Source organism: Thalassotalea castellviae (assembly GCF_031846185.1).
In the GTDB taxonomy this organism is placed as follows: domain Bacteria; phylum Pseudomonadota; class Gammaproteobacteria; order Enterobacterales; family Alteromonadaceae; genus Thalassotalea_H; species Thalassotalea_H castellviae.
Map to the genome: position 1 here is coordinate 529,830 of NZ_JAVRIF010000003.1, position 19,698 is coordinate 549,527.

15 protein-coding genes and 3 tRNA genes are annotated in these 19,698 nt (G+C 38.0%); 17 read left to right on the forward strand and 1 reads right to left on the reverse strand.

The annotated features are described in order from the left end of the window. Nucleotides 1-103 precede the first annotated feature (103 nt). From fabV to RM573_RS08750, 11 genes are all read left to right on the forward strand, one after another. Entirely contained in the window at nucleotides 104-1,294 is a 1,191-nt protein-coding gene (fabV, locus tag RM573_RS08700; protein ID WP_311580273.1) for an enoyl-ACP reductase FabV, read from the forward strand. Nucleotides 1,295-1,668: 374 nt separating this feature from the next. After that, nucleotides 1,669-3,006: a Na(+)-translocating NADH-quinone reductase subunit A gene (locus RM573_RS08705; RefSeq protein WP_311580277.1), complete on the forward strand. Its 1,338-nt coding sequence runs from the start codon at nucleotides 1,669-1,671 to the stop codon at nucleotides 3,004-3,006. Between the two features lie 2 nt (nucleotides 3,007-3,008). After that, entirely contained in the window at nucleotides 3,009-4,211 is a 1,203-nt protein-coding gene (locus RM573_RS08710; RefSeq protein ID WP_311580280.1) for an NADH:ubiquinone reductase (Na(+)-transporting) subunit B, read from the forward strand. Beyond that, nucleotides 4,204-4,983 carry a Na(+)-translocating NADH-quinone reductase subunit C gene (locus tag RM573_RS08715; RefSeq protein WP_311580284.1) on the forward strand — a complete coding sequence of 260 codons (780 nt, stop codon included), beginning with the start codon at nucleotides 4,204-4,206 and terminating at the stop codon, nucleotides 4,981-4,983. The genes RM573_RS08710 and RM573_RS08715 overlap by 8 nt, the downstream gene beginning before the upstream one ends. Beyond that, entirely contained in the window at nucleotides 4,983-5,606 is a 624-nt protein-coding gene (locus RM573_RS08720; RefSeq protein WP_311580287.1) for an NADH:ubiquinone reductase (Na(+)-transporting) subunit D, read from the forward strand. The genes RM573_RS08715 and RM573_RS08720 overlap by 1 nt, the downstream gene beginning before the upstream one ends. A gap of 5 nt (nucleotides 5,607-5,611) precedes the next feature. Beyond that, nucleotides 5,612-6,235 (forward strand): NADH:ubiquinone reductase (Na(+)-transporting) subunit E, encoded by a 624-nt coding sequence (gene nqrE, locus RM573_RS08725; protein WP_311580290.1) that lies wholly within the window; start codon nucleotides 5,612-5,614, stop codon nucleotides 6,233-6,235. A gap of 74 nt (nucleotides 6,236-6,309) precedes the next feature. After that, on the forward strand, nucleotides 6,310-7,533 hold the full coding sequence (gene nqrF, locus RM573_RS08730; RefSeq protein WP_311580293.1) for an NADH:ubiquinone reductase (Na(+)-transporting) subunit F: 1,224 nt from the start codon (nucleotides 6,310-6,312) through the stop codon (nucleotides 7,531-7,533). Between the two features lie 223 nt (nucleotides 7,534-7,756). Then, nucleotides 7,757-8,782, forward strand: coding sequence for an FAD:protein FMN transferase (locus RM573_RS08735; RefSeq protein ID WP_311580295.1), 1,026 nt, complete (start codon nucleotides 7,757-7,759; stop codon nucleotides 8,780-8,782). Nucleotides 8,783-8,846: 64 nt separating this feature from the next. Then, on the forward strand, nucleotides 8,847-9,077 hold the full coding sequence (nqrM, locus tag RM573_RS08740; RefSeq protein WP_311580298.1) for a (Na+)-NQR maturation NqrM: 231 nt from the start codon (nucleotides 8,847-8,849) through the stop codon (nucleotides 9,075-9,077). 126 nt (nucleotides 9,078-9,203) lie between these two features. Then, nucleotides 9,204-10,274: a DNA polymerase IV gene (dinB, locus tag RM573_RS08745; RefSeq protein WP_311580301.1), complete on the forward strand. Its 1,071-nt coding sequence runs from the start codon at nucleotides 9,204-9,206 to the stop codon at nucleotides 10,272-10,274. Nucleotides 10,275-10,316: 42 nt separating this feature from the next. After that, entirely contained in the window at nucleotides 10,317-11,165 is an 849-nt protein-coding gene (locus RM573_RS08750) for an MBL fold metallo-hydrolase (protein ID WP_311580304.1), read from the forward strand. Nucleotides 11,166-11,355: 190 nt separating this feature from the next. On the opposite strand, the gene RM573_RS08755 is transcribed toward RM573_RS08750, so the two are convergent. Continuing rightward, entirely contained in the window at nucleotides 11,356-14,898 is a 3,543-nt protein-coding gene (locus RM573_RS08755; RefSeq protein ID WP_311580308.1) for a BACON domain-containing protein, read from the reverse strand. Between the two features lie 207 nt (nucleotides 14,899-15,105). Between RM573_RS08755 and RM573_RS08760 the strand changes: the two genes are divergently transcribed. From RM573_RS08760 to RM573_RS08785, 6 genes are all read left to right on the forward strand, one after another. Beyond that, nucleotides 15,106-15,558, forward strand: coding sequence for a regulatory protein RecX (locus RM573_RS08760; RefSeq protein ID WP_311580311.1), 453 nt, complete (start codon nucleotides 15,106-15,108; stop codon nucleotides 15,556-15,558). Between the two features lie 70 nt (nucleotides 15,559-15,628). Then, nucleotides 15,629-18,253, forward strand: coding sequence for an alanine--tRNA ligase (gene alaS / locus RM573_RS08765; RefSeq protein WP_311580314.1), 2,625 nt, complete (start codon nucleotides 15,629-15,631; stop codon nucleotides 18,251-18,253). Nucleotides 18,254-18,669: 416 nt separating this feature from the next. Next, nucleotides 18,670-18,867, forward strand: a complete 198-nt coding sequence (gene csrA / locus RM573_RS08770) for a carbon storage regulator CsrA (RefSeq protein ID WP_303448405.1) — start codon at nucleotides 18,670-18,672, stop codon at nucleotides 18,865-18,867. 196 nt (nucleotides 18,868-19,063) lie between these two features. Beyond that, a tRNA-Ser gene (locus tag RM573_RS08775) sits at nucleotides 19,064-19,155 on the forward strand. Between the two features lie 270 nt (nucleotides 19,156-19,425). Further along, a tRNA-Arg gene (locus RM573_RS08780) sits at nucleotides 19,426-19,502 on the forward strand. Nucleotides 19,503-19,606: 104 nt separating this feature from the next. Further along, nucleotides 19,607-19,683, forward strand: a tRNA-Arg gene (locus RM573_RS08785). Nucleotides 19,684-19,698: the final 15 nt, after the last annotated feature.

The window sequence follows — 19,698 nt, forward strand, 5'->3', positions numbered from 1 at the left end:
TTAATATAACTGCTCGTACCTCTTATTTTTCTCAGCAGAGTAAACTATGCGGCAACTTTCGAGCATCCAGCCGAATTAATCGATTTAATGAGAAGGTTTTTTTATGGTTATCAAACCAAAAATTCGTGGTTTTATTTGTACAAATGCACACCCGACGGGTTGTGAAGCTCATGTAAACGAGCAAATTGCTTATGTTAAAGCACATGAGCAATCAGACGTTAAGCCGAAAAATGTCTTAGTGATTGGTTCATCAACAGGTTATGGGCTAGCCTCTCGTATTACTGCAGCTTTTGGCAATAAAGCCAATACGTTAGGTATTTTCTTTGAAAAACCGCCAACAGAGAAGAAAACGGCTAGTGCTGGTTGGTATAATACCTCAGCGTTTCAAAAAGCGGCGGATGCTGAAGGATTATGGTCTAAAAATATCAACGGTGATGCGTTTTCTCATGAAGTTAAAGCGAAAGCAATTGAAACAATTAAAGCGGAATTAGGTGAAATTGATCTCGTGGTTTATAGCTTGGCTTCACCTCGCAGAACGGATCCTGATACGGGTGAAGTTTATTCTTCAACCCTTAAGCCAATTGGACAAAGTGTTACCACGAAAAATTTAAATACCTCTAAGCGTATTATTGATTCAGTATCTGTGGAAGCAGCCAGTGAAGAAGAAATTCAAGGTACTATCGATGTGATGGGTGGTGCAGATTGGGAATTATGGATCAAAGCATTGAACGAAGCGGGTGTTTTATCAAGTAATTTCAAAAGTGTTGCTTATACCTATATTGGTAAAGAGTTAACGTGGCCTATTTATGGTAAAGCGACCATTGGTAAAGCGAAAGAAGATTTAGATAGAGCGGCAGCGGCTATCAATGAGTCAACTAAAAGTATTAATGGTTCAGCACATGTTACTTCATTGAATGCAGTTGTTACTCAAGCAAGCTCCGCAATTCCTATTATGCCTTTATATATTTCAGCAATGTTTAAAGTGATGAAAGAAGATGGAACATACGAAGGATGTATCGAGCAAATTCAAAATTTATTTATTGAAAATATATACAGCGAGTCACCAAGGCTTGATGAACAGAACCGTTACCGTCAAAACTATAAAGAACTAGAAGATAGTGTTCAGCAACGTGTGACTGACATTTGGAATACGGTAGAAACAGAAACAATTGACGAATTAACCGATTATGTTGGTTACCACAACGAATTTATTCGTTTATTTGGTTTTGGTATCGATAGTGTCGATTATGATGCCGATGTGAATCCTGTGACGGAAATTAATCATTTACTTTAAATAACGAGTAACTGGATAAAACCAGCTGATTTATCTCAAAAAAACCGACATTTTATGTCGGTTTTTTTATCTCTTTATCATTATTTGTTGCTTTTGTGAGCAAAATTAAATTTATTCGACTAAATTGTAATTTAAAGTAACGCAGAGCATAGAATAATTTAGAGCTTTTGTGTTAAAATCGCGCCAGAAATTTAAACTTAGAGCCGGTAGGACTTGTTTTTCTATTTTTATTAGAAAAATAAGTAACTTACTGAAATACACTGAAATCGATCATTTACTTTACCTAATTGAATTATAAGTCATTTGAGTTATAGCTTGTTTAGGTAAGTAAATAGTTGATTTTGATACTCCCATCAAAAGTAGTGCAAGTGTTTATGATTACAATAAAAAAAGGTCTGGATGTTCCTGTAGTTGGTTCTCCCCAGCAGGTAATCCATGATGGCAATGCCATCAAAACCGTTGCAACATTAGGTGAAGAGTTTGTGGGTATGCGACCAACCATGTATGTTAAAGTGGATGATCGTGTAAAAAAAGGTCAAGTTCTTTTTGAAGATAAAAAGAATCCTGGCGTTAAATTCACAGCTCAAACCGCCGGTGTTGTTAAAGAAATCAATCGTGGTGAAAAACGTGTTTTACAGTCTGTCGTCATTGAAGTTGACGGAGATGAACAAGAAACGTTTACTCACTACCCAGCCACTGAACTAAATACATTAAAGCGTGAAGATGTTGTCTCAAATCTTGTTAATTCAGGTTTGTGGACTGCAATTCGTACACGTCCTTTTAGTAAAGTGCCGGCAATTGATTCATCACCAATCGCTATATTTGTTAGCGCAATGGATACAAATCCGTTAGCGGCAAACCCTGAAGTGATTATTAATGAACAAGGTGAAGCTTTTAAACAAGGTTTAACCGTCCTTTCACGTTTAACTGAAGGTGAAGTGTTTGTTAGTAAAGCTCCTGGGGCAAATATTCCTGTAGCGGATAATGTGAATGTGAACGAATTTGCTGGTAAGCATCCTGCCGGTTTAGTCGGTACTCACATGCATTTTTTAAAGCCAGTTAGTGCTGAAAAATTTGCTTGGCATGTTGGTTATCAAGACGTTATCGCTATTGGCCAATTATTTACTACAGGTGAGTTAAACAGCACTCGTGTAATTTCACTGGCTGGCCCTGAAGTTAAAAATCCGCGTTTAATTCGTACTATCATTGGTGCTAATACTAATGATTTAGTGGCGGGTGAAATCAACGAAGGTGAAACGCGTGTTGTTTCTGGCTCTTTACTTTTAGGTGCAACAGCACAAGGTGTTCATGCATACCTTGGCCGTTATCATGTACAACTATCAGTATTAAGAGAAGGCCGAGAGAAAGAGTTTATTGGCTATATGTACCCTGGACCAAATAAGTTTTCAGTAACGCGTGCATATATGTCTCATTTCTTTCCAAGTAAGTTATTTAATATGACGACAACGACTAATGGTAGTGCTCGTGCAATGGTACCAATTGGTAACTTTGAACGTGTTATGCCTTTAGATATTTTACCGACTATGTTGTTACGTGATTTAGCTGCGGGTGATACCGACAGCGCACAACAACTTGGTGCCTTAGAGCTAGACGAAGAAGATTTAGCGCTTTGTACATTTGTTTGCCCAGGCAAAACAGATTACGGCGTACTCCTTCGTGATTGCCTAACCACAATTGAGAAGGAAGGTTAGTCATGGGCTTGAAAAAGTTTATAGAAGATATTGAGCCGCATTTTGAAAAAGGCGGCAAACATGAAAAGTGGTTTGCTTTATATGAAGCAATAGCGACTGGTTTATTTACCCCTGGTTATGTGAACAAAGGTAAAACACATGTACGTGATAGTATTGACTTAAAACGTATCATGATCACAGTTTGGTTAGCGGTATTTCCTGCCATGTTTTTTGGTATGTACAATATTGGTTTCCAAGCAACAGAAGCATTAGCGGCTAATTATGCATTGCCTGATACTTGGCAAGTTAGTTTGTTTCATATGTTAGGTGGAACCCTAACCACTGATTCAGGCTGGTTTAGCATGATGTTCTATGGTGCGATGTTTTTCTTACCAATCTACGCAGTAACTTTTATTGTTGGTGGTTTTTGGGAAGTGTTGTTTGCAGCCGTTCGTAAACATGAAGTCAATGAAGGTTTCTTCGTTTCTTCAATACTTTTTGCACTTATTTTGCCGGCAAGTATTCCTTTATGGCAAGTCGCTATTGGTATTACCTTCGGTATTGTTATCGCAAAAGAAATTTTCGGTGGTACAGGTAAAAACTTCTTAAACCCTGCTTTAGCGGGTCGAGCGTTTTTATTCTTTGCTTACCCTGCAGAAATTTCAGGTGATGCGGTTTGGGTTGCAGTCGATGGCTTCTCAGGTGCAACAGCGTTAAGTGCGGCGAACCAAGGTTTGATTGATTACAGTGTTAACGCTGATTGGTGGAATGCTTTTTGGGGATTCATGCCTGGTTCTGTGGGTGAAGTATCTACAGCTGCTATCTTACTTGGTGGCGCGTATATCCTTTATAAAGGAATCGCATCATGGCGCATCGTGTTAGGTGTGTTTGGCGGTATGGTTGTTACATCATTCTTATTTAATGCTATCGGTAGTGATACTAATGCGATGTTTGCTATGCCTTGGTATTGGCATCTAGTCGTTGGTGGATTCGCCTTCGGTATGATGTTTATGGCCACAGACCCAGTATCAGCCTCATTTACTAACACAGGTAAATATTGGTTTGGTGCGTTAGTGGGAATTATGGTGGTTTTAGTTCGCGTTGTGAATCCTGCTTTCCCAGAAGGTATGATGTTAGCGATATTGTTTGCTAACTTATTTGCACCGTTGTTCGACTACTTTGTTGTTCAAAGTAACATCAAAAGGAGGCTTGCGCGCAATGTCTAGTTCTAAAGAAACCTTTGGCAGAACGGTTGGTTTTGTCTTTGTTGTTTGTCTTGTTTGTGCATTATTAGTATCGTTTTCTGCGGTACAATTAAAGCCTCTACAAACAGCGAATAAGTTGCTTGATAAGCAAACTAAGATTTTAGAAGCCTCTAATTTGTTAGATTTTGCCGGTGACGATATTGTTGCTACCTATGATCGCTTTGTTGAAGCAAAAATGATTGACCTTGATACAGGTGAATACGTTAAAGATGCGTCTCAACAAGAAATCGACATGTTCGATGAACGTCGTAATGCACGTGATGCAGAGAAATCGAGCAAACCAGAAAACGATTTAGCTGGTATCAATCGTCGTTCAAATACGGCTGTTATTTACTTAGTGCGTAATGGTGGCGGAGAAGTTGAAACGGTTGTTCTTCCTATTGTTGGCTCTGGCCTTTGGGATTTGATGTATGGCTTTGTTGGACTTGAAGCTGATTTAAATACCGTGAAAAGTGTTATCTATTCAGATCATAAGGAAACTCCGGGCTTAGGGGCAGAAGTATTAAACCCTGCTTGGAAAGCTTTATGGCCTGGTAAGAAAATCTATAACGAAGCCGGTGACGTGAAAGTGCAGCTTGTTAAAGGTGGCGCTAAAGAAAATGATATACACGGTGTTGATGCGCTTTCGGGTGCTACGTTAACCAGTAACGGTGTAACACGCACATTACAATTTTGGTTTGGTGAAGAAGGCTACGGTCCTTTTATTGCTAAAAATCGTGGAGGGCTTAAGTAATGTCTTCAGATACTAAAAAAGTATTAACGAGTCCTATTGTTGATAACAACCCTATTGCGTTACAAGTATTGGGTATTTGTTCAGCATTAGCGGTAACAAGTTCTATGGCTAATGCTTTAGTTATGACATTAGCTGTAGTTGTTGTAACAGCATTTTCTAACTTGTTTATTTCAATGATCCGCAACATGATCCCATCAAGTGTACGTATTATCGTGCAGATGGCGATTATTGCTTCATTAGTAATTGTCGTTGATCAGGTGCTTAAGGCCTTTTCTTATCAATTATCGAAAGAGCTTTCGGTATTTGTTGGATTGATCATCACCAACTGTATTGTTATGGGGCGTGCAGAAGCTTTTGCTATGAAAGAAAAGCCAGTTGTAAGCTTTATGGACGGTATTGGTAACGGTTTAGGATATGGTTTTATCTTAATGACGGTTGCATTCTTCCGTGAATTATTCGGTTTTGGTAAGTTATTTGGTATCGAGATTTTACCATTGATTCAAAATGGTGGTTGGTATCAAGCGAATGGCTTATTAGTTTTACCCTTTAGTTCATTCTTCATTATTGGTTTAATCATTTGGGCTATTCGCCAATGGAAACCAGCACAAGTTGAGAAGGATTAAAGCAAATGGAACATTATTTAAGTTTATTAGTTAAAACCATTTTTATTGAAAATATTGCTTTAACATTCTTTTTAGGAATGTGTACTTTCTTAGCCGTGTCTAAGAAAGTTAGTACAGCAATTGGTCTAGGTGTCGCGGTTATTGTGGTTTTAGGTATTGCGGTTCCAGCAAACCAAATCATTTATCAAGCCATTTTGGCACCTGGTGCTTTAGATAGTTTGATGGGAGTTACTGATCCTGCTAAAACTATCGACTTAAGCTTTTTATCATTCATCACCTTTATCGGTGTGATTGCGGCTTTAGTTCAAATTCTTGAAATGGTGCTTGATAAGTATTTTCCAGCACTGTATCAAGCGTTGGGTATCTTTTTACCGTTAATTACCGTGAACTGTGCAATTTTTGGTGCCGTCTCTTTTATGGTCGCGAAAAATTTAACCTTAGGTGAGTCTGTTGTTTACGGTATTGGTTCTGGTATTGGTTGGGCACTAGCGATTGTTTTACTTGCTGGTATCCGCGAAAAGATGAAATATTCTGATGTACCAGATGGCCTGAAAGGTTTAGGGATTACGTTTATTACTGCAGGATTGATGGCATTTGGCTTTCTTTCTTTCGGTGGTATCTCGTTATAATAAGATTAATGCAGAAGGTGTTTGTAACTCATTGAGTTAAGCGCCTTCTCCTAGAAAAGTGTAAGGAAAAGTCGATGGAAATTATTCTCGGCGTAGGCATGTTCACTGCAATCGTTATAGCTTTGGTACTAGTGATCTTATTTGCTAAATCAAAGTTGGTTGCCGAAGGTGATATAACTATTTCAATCAACGGCGATGCTGATAAATCAGTAACAACTGCCGCGGGTGGAAAATTATTAGGCGCACTTGCTGAACAAGGTATTTTTATCCCTTCAGCATGTGGCGGTGGCGGTACTTGTGGTCAGTGTCGTGTTGAAGTGCATTCAGGTGGTGGTGATATTTTACCAACTGAATTAGGTCATATTACGAAACGTGAAGCGAAAGAAGGTTGTCGTTTAGCGTGTCAGGTGGCTGTAAAACAAAACATGGAAATTGAAGTTGAAGATGAAATCTTCGGTGTTCAGCAATGGGAATGTGAAGTTATCTCAAATGATAACAAAGCGACTTTCATTAAAGAACTTAAGCTTAAAATTCCTAACGGTGAATCAGTACCATTTAAAGCGGGTGGTTATATTCAAATTGAAGCGCCTGCGCATCATGTAAAATATAGCGACTTTGATATTGATGAACAGTACCGTGGTGACTGGAATCATTTTGGTTTCTTTGATGTTGAATCAAAAGTTGATACAGACACATTACGTGCATATTCGATGGCAAACTATCCAGAAGAAGAAGGCATTATAATGCTGAATGTGCGTATCGCTACGCCACCTCCTGGAAAATTACATCTACCTGCAGGTAAAATGTCATCATACATCTTCAGTCTTAAGCCTGGCGATAAAGTGACTATTTCAGGTCCATTTGGTGAATTTTTTGCGAAAGAAACTGATAATGAAATGGTGTTTATCGGTGGTGGTGCAGGTATGGCACCAATGCGTTCACATATTTTCGACCAATTAAAGCGTCTTAAATCTAAACGTAAAATGAGTTTCTGGTATGGTGCACGTTCGCTACGCGAAATGTTCTATGAAGATGATTATAATACGCTTGCTGCTGAAAATGATAACTTCGAATGGCATGTAGCTTTATCTGATCCACAACCAGAAGATAACTGGGACGGCTTAACTGGCTTTATTCATAATGTTTTACATGAGCAATACTTGAAAGACCATGAAGCTCCAGAAGATTGTGAATATTACATGTGTGGTCCACCAATGATGAATGCTGCTGTTATTCATATGTTGAAAGACTTAGGCGTTGAAGATGAAAACATCATGTTGGATGACTTCGGCGGGTAAATTCAACTGAATTTTTACTTGTTCATCGAATCATTGTATTGAAGGTGCTGACTGACTATCGTGAGCGATGCGCCTTCTCTTTGTTCTAATATGAATGAGTTAAAAATTACAGGGCAATGCACATAATAAAGACGACATTTGTCGTCTTTATTATTTATATAAGAAACTTAGTTTGAGAAAGGTAAGCTTTTTACATAAATAATAAATTATCTAGGCTTTATAAATGAATAAATTAAAATCAATTTCTGTTTTACTATTTGTACTAGTGTCAAGTGGTTGCTTCCCAAGTAACGACTTAGCTAAACAAGAGGTTTTACTGCAAGGTAAAACGATGGGCACAACTTATAATATTAAAGTGGTCATTGGCGAAGAAAATGCTCAAGTTGATATCAAAGGTATGCATCAGGGCATTGATGATTTATTAGTACAATTAAACCAAGAGATGTCGACTTATATTAAAGATTCTGAATTATCTCGATTTAATCAGTCGAACGGTTTAACACCCGTTAAAATTTCTGCAGGGTTAGACAGAGTGATTACTGAGGCGATACGCTTAGGTCAGCTAAGTAAAGGTAAACTTGATATTACCGTTGGTCCTTTAGTGAACTTATGGGGGTTTGGCCCTGAGTTTCGTCCTGAAACCATTCCTTCAGATCAGTTACTCGAAACGACTCGACAACGTGTAGGTTTAGATAAACTAGTTTTACAAAACGGGATGTTAAATAAACTAAATCCAGATCTATATGTGGACTTATCCACAATTGCTAAAGGGTACGGTGTTGATATTGTTGCAGAGTATATCGAACAGCAAGGTATTGAAAATTATCTTGTCGAAATAGGTGGAGAAATGCGCCTAAAAGGGTTTAAACATACGGGCGAATTGTGGCATGTTGCAATAGAAAAACCAGTGACGATAGAGCGTGCTGTGCAACAAATTATTGTCCCTAAAGATAATGCGGTTGCTACATCGGGTGATTACCGTAATTATTATGAAGTTGACGGCCAACGCTTTTCTCATATTATTGATCCGGCTACAGGCAAACCTATTAATCATAAGTTAGTCTCTGTAACGGTTATCCATCCATTTTCGATGACTGCCGATGGTCTATCTACTGCAATGATGGTCATGGGAGAAGCGCAAGCTTTAGCCTTTGCTGAGCAACATGACTTAGCCGCGTATTTTATCGTTAAAACGGAAAATGGCTTTGTTGAGCAAAGCACGGTAAAATTCATGCAATACCTTAAATAATTCGCACAATTCTTATTGTGTAATTGTTTAGGCTTATGTTCGTTAAATATTGAGACGTTTCGTTATGATGATTTTTTTAGTGACCTTAGTTTTTTTTCTTATTATTGCTGCTGGAATGGCGGTGGGGTATATCTTTCAACAAAAAACGTTAGCGGGAAGTTGTGGAGGACTCGGCTCAGTAGGTATTGAGAAAGCCTGTAATTGTGATAGTCCTTGTGAAAAGCGCCAAGAGCGTGAGCGTATCGCCGCACAAGAGCGTGATAATCATCATTCGATAAACGTTAAAAATATCTAACGGTTCGCTAGCACGTTTTATAATAAAGCTACCTTTGGGTAGCTTTTTTGTTTTTAATGCCGGCGTATGACTTGATGTTTTAGTAATAATTATTATACTGTTTTTATTTACAGTGTTATTGTTTAGATGACTAAGCAACGAAAAATCATACATGTAGATATGGATTGCTTTTATGCCGCGGTTGAAATGCGCGACAATCCTGCCTATAAAAATATTCCGATTGCGATAGGCGGAAATAGTGCCCGTGGGGTGTTGTGTACCTGTAATTATATCGCGCGTGAATATGGTGTTCGTGCCGCAATGCCAAATCATCAGGCTAAAAAACTTTGTCCAGATCTGCTCATTGTTAATGCTCGTATGGCTGTTTATAAAATGGTATCAACGCAGATTAGAGATATTTTTCAACGTTACACAGAGTTGATAGAACCGCTTTCCTTAGATGAAGCCTATCTAGATGTTACTAATACAATACACTTTAATGGTAGCGCTACATTAATTGCCGAACAAATTCGAAAAGATATATATAACGAATTAAATTTAACGGCATCTGCTGGTGTAGCGCCAAATAAGTTCTTAGCAAAAATTGCAAGCGATGAGAACAAACCGAATGGCCAATGTGTGATACCACCTGAACAAGTAGCAGACTTCGTCGCTGATTTACCTTTAAAGAAAATTCCCGGAGTTGGTCCTAAAACAGCTTTACGCTTAGCCGAACAAGGATTTGAATCTTGTCGGGATATAAGAAATAGCTCAATAATCAATTTACAAAATATTGTCGGTAAGCAAGCAATTAGCTTATATCATCGAAGTTTTGGCAGAGATGAGCGTTTAGTCGAGCCTGATAGAGAAAGAAAATCACTGGCCGTTGAAGTTACTTTGAGTCAAAATATTTTAACTTTTGAGCAAGTTCAAGTAGTCATGGATGGTTTACTTGATAAATTAAAGTATCGTTTGAGTAAATGCGAAGATAAGCTTATTGTTAAACAAGGAGTTAAATTAAAGTTTGCTGACTTCAACCAAACCACAGTTGAACAACGTAGTGATGAGGTTGATGTAGAAATATTTAGACGTTTATTTCAAAGGGCGATGCTAAGAGCGAATAATCGTGCGATTAGGTTAGTTGGGATAACATTGGCCTTTAGTCCTAGAAAAAGCTTGGAGAGTGAATGTCAGCAATTAATTTTACCTATTCTTTAGAACTACTCATTGATGAATAAGCAAAATAATAAAGGGTTTAGCATGAAAAAATTAATATTAGGACTAACTTTAGCGCTTGGCAGTACGATTATAGATGCACAACAGTTATCAGAAGTTGAAATTACGGCTCATAAGGCGGCTGGGGATGTGTATATGTTAACGGGGGCTGGTGGTAATATTGGTGTGCTTGCTACTGAAAAGGGCTTGTTATTAGTGGATGATCAATTTCAGCCGCTTGCTGAAAAAATAGAATCAGCAATGCAAAGCATTAAAAATAATCAATTACGATATGTGGTCAATACTCACTATCATGGAGATCATACCGGTAGTAACAGTTACTTTTCACATAAAGCACCCATATTTGCCCATGAAAACGTCCGTCATCGTTTAACTGATAAAGAAAATCATGACGTTAATAGCTTACCTGTAGTGACCTATAAAGATGGTTTGAATATTTATCTCGCCAATGAAAATATTCAATTAACCCATTTACCTAGTGGCCATACCGATGGTGACACTATTGTCTATTTTAAAGAAGCTAATGTGATACACACAGGCGATTTGTTTTTTGAAATAGGCTTCCCTTATATTGATTTAGACAGTGGTGGCAGTGTCAAAGGCTATTTAGCGAACGTAAAAAAAATCATTGAGCAACTGCCTGACGATGTGGTGGTGATCCCTGGTCATGGGAAATTAACGAATAAAGCTGAGTTTAACGCGTTTGCACAGATGATTGATTTTAGCATTAAAAGAGTTGAAAAGGCCTTATCTGAAGGGAAAAGTGAAGAGGACATTCTACAGATGGGCATTGGAGAGAAGTATAAAAGCAAATCATGGAGTTTCATTTCCGAAGAGAAGTGGTTAAAAACACTCGTTAAAGATTTAAAATAACCGCCATTCTTTTTCATACTGATAGTTTTGAAAGTAAAAGCTTGAAAGCGTATTTAAGTCATTCTTTTGCATAGATAACGAAAAAGCTTCGAGCAATGATCTAATGCCAATTTATGGTTTTTATCGATGCGAAGAAAACAAAAAGCCCGCTAAAGCGGGCTTTTTAATTTGGTTATTTAGTTGTCATATATTAATCAGGCATAAAATCTATCACTAGCTTTTTATCTGAATTATTGTAATGTACAACGCGTTGATAATCCGCTGATAAATAAATGTCACCTGAGCCAGCGGTATAGCCTGTAGTCCAAACATTACTTTGATTCTCATCGTATTTCGCTAGAGTAAAAAAGCCAATACCAAAATCAAAGCGATAAAAATAACTATTATTTTGACTATCTGTGATCACTGCCACAGGACTGGTCAACGTATTGCCATCTAATAAACCTTGTTCGGCAAATTCACCATCGTTATTGGTTGACCATTCAGAGGTGCTATTAACGGTATAAATGTTTCTACCGTCAGTACTGGTAGCAATACCTGAAACTCCATTGGCATGGGCAGGGTTAATGTAGTCAAGTGTATTCATTACACTTATCGTACTTGCTGAGAAAGCATTATAAGAAAGTGTAAAATGCTGTAAATTAAAGTCAGTCGCATTGTAGCTAATAAAGGTATTGCTTGTAGGTATCTTAGCTAAAGCCGCTGTAAAATACGCATTTTCATTATCCCAATACTGTCTAGTTAATGACAGGTCAGCTAACTCTAACGCTTGAGTAATAACTACAGGTTTTCCTGATACATTGACAATTTTTGAGGGGGCATATTGAATATCAATTAAATCACCATCTAATTGCTCGATAGAAAAATCAGCTAACGTGACTTGGTAATAATTTATCCGTGTTTGCTCTTGCTCATTTTCATCAAGATATGTTTCTGTATTTGATGCCAATAACAAAGTGCTGTCAGGGTTTATGACTAAGTTAGTTAAATCCACCTCAGCAAGTGGCGATTGAATACTCGTGACTTTACTCCCATCAATAATGTTATACACATCAATGATATCGGTTTGAGCAACATATAAGTAAGGTCTCAGGGGATCTAACACCACGCCATTGCTATTTGGATTTATATCCTCAATAACTAGCTCTTCAAAATCTGCGGTATTAAAATTACCTTTACTTAAATTAACAGCGATTTGTCCATCATCACTTTCTCCTGGGGTTTGTGAAGATAATGTGATGGTAGCAGTATATAAACCTGCATCGGTTAATATCGTTGGATCGGCTATAACAGTTAACGTGTTATTGTCAGTATCGGCTGTTAATGTTAACCAATCGACATCAGTTTGTGCTTGCCATGCTACCTTACTAGCTTTATTCGTCAGAATATCAACGGTATGATTTAGCGTTGATTTATCTGCATGAGCACTGAAAGCAAGTGCAGGAAAACTGGAATAGAGTCTTACTTCATCGATCGCAATTTCAACTGAAATCGTGGTAGCAGTATGACTTTGATTATCAGATACGGTAATTGTGCCATTAAATAACCCCCAACCTGAGAGGTTATTTTCATCAATGTCGACCGTAATGATTAACTGGCCATCAACTTCGGATGTACTAACAACAAACCAATCTTCACTCGCTTGAACTTGCGATAAATCACTAATACCAGATACTGTGAATTGTTGACTGTCTATGTTGCTATCGCCGAAAGTCGCCTTAAAAGCAAGATTACTAACCGACAATTGTATTTGTTCAACATTAATAATTTCAATCTGGTTAGCGTTACTCGTATTTAGCACGATGCGCTTATCGTCATAAGACAAGGTTATATCAGACGGTTGCTGTCCTTGTGTTGCAACGGTATTAATTAATGTTTGCTCCTCATCATAAATATCGATAATAAAGCCTGCCGTTTGCGTAAAGCGAGCATAATGAGCACGATTATTATGTGATTTGGTTAGCGCTAAGGTAACACTATCTTCTGCTTGTTCTAGTAAGCCATTATCAGTAAATGTTTCGCCGTCAAAGCTTATCCATTCACTTGTTGGGCTAATAGCATAAATTCCACTTTCATTGTCATCAACGATAAACCGGCTGATAGCTTGGTTTTCTGCTAATAATTCTGGTCGGTATTGATGGCTTTGTTCAACAACAATGGCTTGTGTAGTGAAATCATTGATTTTTGCTGTATAACGCTTAAAGCTTGAGTCTGTTAAATCTAATGCATAAAACGCTTGGCTATTGCGTGCTTGGTCTACTTGATTAGTAATATACGCATTTTGATTATCCCAAAAAATGCGCTGTAAATTTTCATCAGCAAATTCTAACGCTTGGGTGACGACAAAATGGCGACCAGCAAAACTCACAAATTGAATAGGTTCATATTCAATGCTGGCATCAGTGATTTGGGTTACTGAATAATCGCTAAGATTAATGTGATACCTATGGGTCACCGTACTTGTTGTTTCATCTTCGCCAACAATAGTTTCATCAGCTTTGGCTAATAATATGGTGCCATCAGGATGAATAACAAATTGCTCTAACAACGTTTCTGCTGGTGATACATCAACCGTTGTTATTAATTCTCCAGTGTATTGATGATAAACATGTAACTGATTATTCGTGCCAATATAAATTTGAGGTGTTCGAGGTGAGGTAATTAACGCATTCGCGTTCGCTGTTAATTCTTCAAGAATGATATTTTCGCTTGTTTCATCGGATTGATAAAAAGAAAGTGCAATGGTTTCAGCAACCACACTTTCATCAATCATGCCTTCTTCATCAATGGCGTTGATAGTGATCACGGCATTATTTTGCGCTTCGGTAAAGCTTGCATCCGATTTTACACTGACCAATAGTTCGCCTGAAATATTGGTTTTGGTTAAATCAAGCCAATCAACATCACTGCTCGCCTGCCAATTGATAGTTGTTGGGCTGTTTGAGTTGATCATTAATGATTTCGATGTGGCGCTGATATTGGCAAGTTTGCTCAATGACAGGCTAGCTTGATTACTATAAAGATAATGTCGGTCTAAACCTAGTTCGACAGGGACTCGTTTACTATCACCGGTTGTCGTTTCGGTTAAGGTGATATTGGCTTGGTAAAGTTGCGCACTAGTAAACTCTGAAATATTTGGTGTTACGACGATTACACCATTGCCAGTACCTTGTGTGACATCTAATCTTAACCAGTCAACATCTGTTTCTGCGGTCCAAACATTTGATTCACTGGTAATTGAAAGCGACAGTGGCGCTATTTCGGTATCACCTAGTGTGCCGCGAAAACTTAATAGTTCACTATCGGTAATAAGTTGCCAGACAAGTAATGAAACGTCGATGTCATGGTGAACTAGATTAACCTTATCAACATCGCCAGTAGATAACCTAATGGTAGTGTTATAAAGGTTAGGGATAATGTTTTCGGCATTATTAACATCAATATATAAGGTAGCAGAATTTGCTGTTACATTTTCTGTTCTGAACGTTAACCAAGATGCAATTTCGGCATCAGGGGCAAAGCCGACTAATAAGCCGTTACCTTCAAACGTCACATCAACTTTATAGGAGTCGTCAGAAACCTGTAAAAATTCGTTGGTAAAGTTAACCGCAGAAGTATCCGCTGAAATAGTATAATTTGGTGATTTATCACTTGAACCACCACAGGCTTGCAGCACAGTAGCTAGCGTGAAAAATAAAGTTATACGAATAAAATTGTATAGATGTTCCTTCATACATTTCCCTATTGTTGTTAACAGCTTATCGGGTATCATTTTCTAATATTTTGCGCGATTCTTTCTCTAATGTAAAAACTTATCATAATTTATTCATCAAATATGATTTTTTCTTGCGTTGTGGGTAGAATAGTTAGAGGTTTTGCACTAAATTGGTCGGCCTTGTGTATTAAGCGAACAATAATTAGATTAGCAGATTAAAAAACTTTGAATAAAGCCATTTTACATAAAGGAATCGACTTACTTTCTAGGCGAGAGCACTCGGAGCTTGAACTTCGAAATAAATTGCGACTTCGTGAATTTCAAGACAGTGAAATTACACCTGTCATTGATTTTCTTGTGGAAAATGATTATTTGAATGAAGCAAGGTTTGCCGATAGCGTTTATCGAACTCGGCTTAATAAGGGCTATGGTAAACGTTTTATTGAAAATGAACTTGCCCAGAAAGGAGTAAGTTCTCGCGATATTAACGCGGCTGCTCAAGCGTTAGAGATTAATTGGTACCATCAAGTAGAAGTTGTTTATAAAAAACGTTTTAATCATGCACCAATTACAGAACAAAAAGACAAAGCAAAACGTATAAGATTTTTACAATATCGTGGCTTTTCAACCGATGAAATTTTCACGGTCATCAATGAAGAAGAACATAATGACGGTTAACTAATTATTATTCGATAATGATGAGTTAATTGACTTAATAGATTTAATTTTAAAAAATTTGGATACCCCTATGATCAAAACCAGTGCCGATTTAAGAAAAGCATTCTTAGATTTTTTTGCATCAAAGCAACATCAAATTGTCCCGAGCAGCTCGCTTGTTCCTGGTAACGATGCCACTTTACTTTTTACGAATGCCGGGATGGTGCAATTTAAAGATGTATTTTTAGGCGCTGACAAACGAAGTTACACCCGAGCCACGTCTTCGCAACGCTGTGTTCGAGCCGGTGGTAAACACAATGACCTAGAAAACGTTGGTTATACTGCTCGCCATCATACTTTCTTTGAAATGTTAGGTAATTTTAGTTTTGGTGATTACTTCAAAGAAGAAGCAATTACCTTCGCCTGGGAATTTTTAACTAAAGTGTTAAAGCTACCAGAAGATAAATTACTCGTTACTATTTATGAAACTGATGAAGAAGCTTTTCAGATTTGGGCGAATAAAATAGGGGTGCCGGAAGAAAAAATTATCCGCATTGGCGATAAGTCAGCAGATAAAAAATATGAATCTGATAACTTTTGGTCGATGGGCGATACTGGTCCTTGTGGTCCTTGTAGTGAAATTTTCTATGATCATGGCGAACATATTTGGGGAGGGCCTCCAGGCTCGCCAGAAGAAGATGGTGATCGTTTCATAGAAATTTGGAACATCGTTTTCATGCAGTTTAATCGTCAAGCGTCTGGTGAAATGAGCCCATTACCTAAGCCTTCAGTGGATACGGGGATGGGGTTAGAGCGTATTGCAGCAATTCTACAAGGTGTTCATAGCAACTACGAAATTGATATTTTCCAAGCATTAATAAAAGATACGGCTAAATTATTAGATTGTGCTGATCTTGAACATAAATCATTACGCGTTATTGCTGATCATATCCGTTCATGTAGCTTTTTAATTGTAGATGGTGTTATGCCCGCTGGCGATGGAAGAGGTTATGTATTGCGACGTATTATTCGTCGTGCCGTAAGACACGGCCATAAACTTGAGGCTAAATCACATTTCTTTTATCGCTTAGTCTCTTCATTGATTGAACAAATGGGTGAGGCTTATCCTGAACTTGTTGCGCAAAAACATATCATTGAAAAAATCTTGCGTATTGAAGAAGAACAATTTGAAAAAACATTAGATCGAGGGATGGCGTTACTTGAAGATATTTTAACGGATTTAGATGGTGATACGATCAGCGGTGAAGATGTCTTTAAACTTTATGATACTTATGGCTTTCCTGCCGATTTAACGGCTGATATTGCCCGTGAACGTGATTTAAAAATAGATGAACAAGGTTTTGACGAGGCGATGAAGCAGCAACGTGAGCGTGCTCAACAAGCCAGTCAGTTTGGTACCGATTATAATGAACAATTAAAGTCGGACAAACACACATCGTTTAAAGGCTATACTAATTCTTCATATTCTGCGACCGTGATCGAACTGTTTGATAACGAAGGTAGTGTCAATGTTCTACAAGCGGGAGCATCAGGGATTGTCGTTTTAGATAATACCCCTTTTTATGCGGAGTCGGGTGGCCAAGTAGGCGATAGCGGTTTAATTATTACTGACCAAGGAGCTTTTGAGGTTTCAGACACCGTTAAAGTCGGTAATGCATTTGCTCATCGAGGTGTTGCTAAAGCTCCAATTCAATTAAATGCTCGAGTTAACGCTGAAATTGATACGGCTCGACGGGCAGCAATCGTTAAAAATCATACCGCAACACATATATTACATGCTGCGCTAAGAAAAGTTTTAGGTGAGCATGTCACGCAGAAAGGTTCGTTATGTGATGCTGAAAAATTACGCTTTGATTTTTCTCATTTTGAAGCCGTAACGCCAACCGAATTAAATGAAATTGAACGCTTAGTAAACCAAGAAATACGTCAAAACCATGCCCGTGATACTCAATTGATGCAAATTGATGAAGCAAAAGAAAAAGGCGCAATGGCACTGTTTGGTGAAAAATATGACGATGAAGTAAGAGTGGTGACGTTAGGTGACTTTTCTACTGAGCTTTGTGGTGGCGTTCACGTTAATAGAACTGGAGATATTGGGCTTGTTAAAATCGTTTCAGAATCAGGTATTGCGGCTGGCGTTCGTCGTATTGAAGCCGTTTCAGGCGAAGGAGCACTAGCTTATATCGATCAACAAGCTAATACTCTTGCTTCAATTGCCGGTTTAGTAAAATCTGATGTGGCAGGTTCCATTGAAAAGGTCGAGCAAGTATTAAGTAAAAATAAGCAATTGGAACGAGATATCGCAGCTTTAAAACAGCAATTAGCTGCGCAAGCAGGGTCTGATTTAATTAACCAAGTTATTGAGATTAATGGCGTGAAAGCGTTAATTGCTGAACTTGATGGCGTTGCCTCGAAAGATCTGCGCGGTATGTTAGATGAACTGAAAGTGAAAATAGGCTCTGGTATTATCATGCTTGCGACATCGAATGATGGCAAAGTTGGTTTGATAGCGGGTGTTACTAAAGATTTAACCGGAAAAGTTAAAGCCGGTGAACTCGTTAATATGGTGGCTCAGCAAGTCGGTGGTAAAGGTGGTGGGCGCCCTGACATGGCACAAGCCGGAGGAAGTAAGCCTGAAAATATTTCTCAAGCACTTGCTTCAGTAAACGCTTGGTTAGCTGAAAAATTAACGTAAATATTTCAAGAAACTATTTACCCATTAGAAAAAGGAAACGCTATTTGTTTCCTTTTTTATTATCTAGTGTTTACTGATTTAGGAATGAATAACTTCTTATCATTTGTTAATGCTTAGTTAATGAGCGTTTATTGTTTCATTAATCGTTACATTTAATTGTAAAAAAAGGCCTTTTTAACTGTACCATCCCAATAACCTTGCTAAAATAAAAGTAATTGGTGTGAAATTATTTGAATGGTAAACAGAAAATACTAGCGTTTTGTTTACTTTTTATTTGATGTGTCGACTATTTTGATGGTTTTTTATTAAACTTATTCTGAGTAACTATCGTACTACATACCAATTTTTATACTAAATTTATTACTAGCTTATATTTATTTAGTGGATCCCGTTTACAAATATAAAGGAAATTAGGAATGTTAATATTAACGCGTCGAGTTGGAGAAACTTTGATGATTGGTGATGATGTTACTGTCACTGTCTTGGGTGTTAAAGGTAATCAAGTTCGCATTGGTGTTAATGCGCCAAAAGAAGTCTCAGTGCATCGAGAAGAGATTTATATGCGAATTCAGTCAGAAAAAGGGGATAACGAAGCTTCTGGCAATAAGTTCTAAAATAACGCATTCAATAAAAAAGTCGGCAGTAGCCGGCTTTTTTATATGTTTGAGAAAATGGTTATAATATTATGGTGATGAAAATAGCAAAAAATGCCTGATTTATAGTCTGGTTGGCTGATTTCTCAGCAAACAAAAATAAAAGCTAAAAAATCGTTTGACTTATTTTTAAGATCCATTAATATTCGCACCCACTGGTGAGCTGGCCGAGTGGCTGAAGGCGCTCCCCTGCTAAGGGAGTATCGGCGTTAAACCCGATCGAGAGTTCGAATCTCTCGCTCACCGCCATCTTTTATCTAGATGTTAAATAGATTAATACGAACATAGTTCGTCATCTTTTATCTCAGATGTAAAACATAGTATATTGCGAGCATGTAGATTAGTTGGATAGACTTATCTTGTGCTAGCAGCTACGAACATAGTTCGTCATCTTTTACCTCAGATGTAAAACATAGTATATTGCGGACATGTAGATTAGTTGGATAGACTTAACTTGTGCTAGCAGCTACGAACATAGTTCGTCATCTTTTATCTCAGATGTAAAACATAGTATATTGCGGACGCGTAGCTCAGCTGGATAGAGTACCTGGCTACGAACCAGGCGGTCGCAGGTTCGACTCCTGCCGCGTCCGCCACTTTTACTTTTTAGTAAAGTGGTTAAAAATAAGTAGTACAGCTAGTATTAAAGCTGATAAAATAAATACTATCCTGAACTCGGATATAAAAGAAATGTTACCGCGGACGCGTAGCTCAGCTGGATAGAGTACCTGGCTACGAACCAGGCGGTCGCAGGTTCGACTCCTGCCGCGTCCGCCACATTAGCTTTGCTAG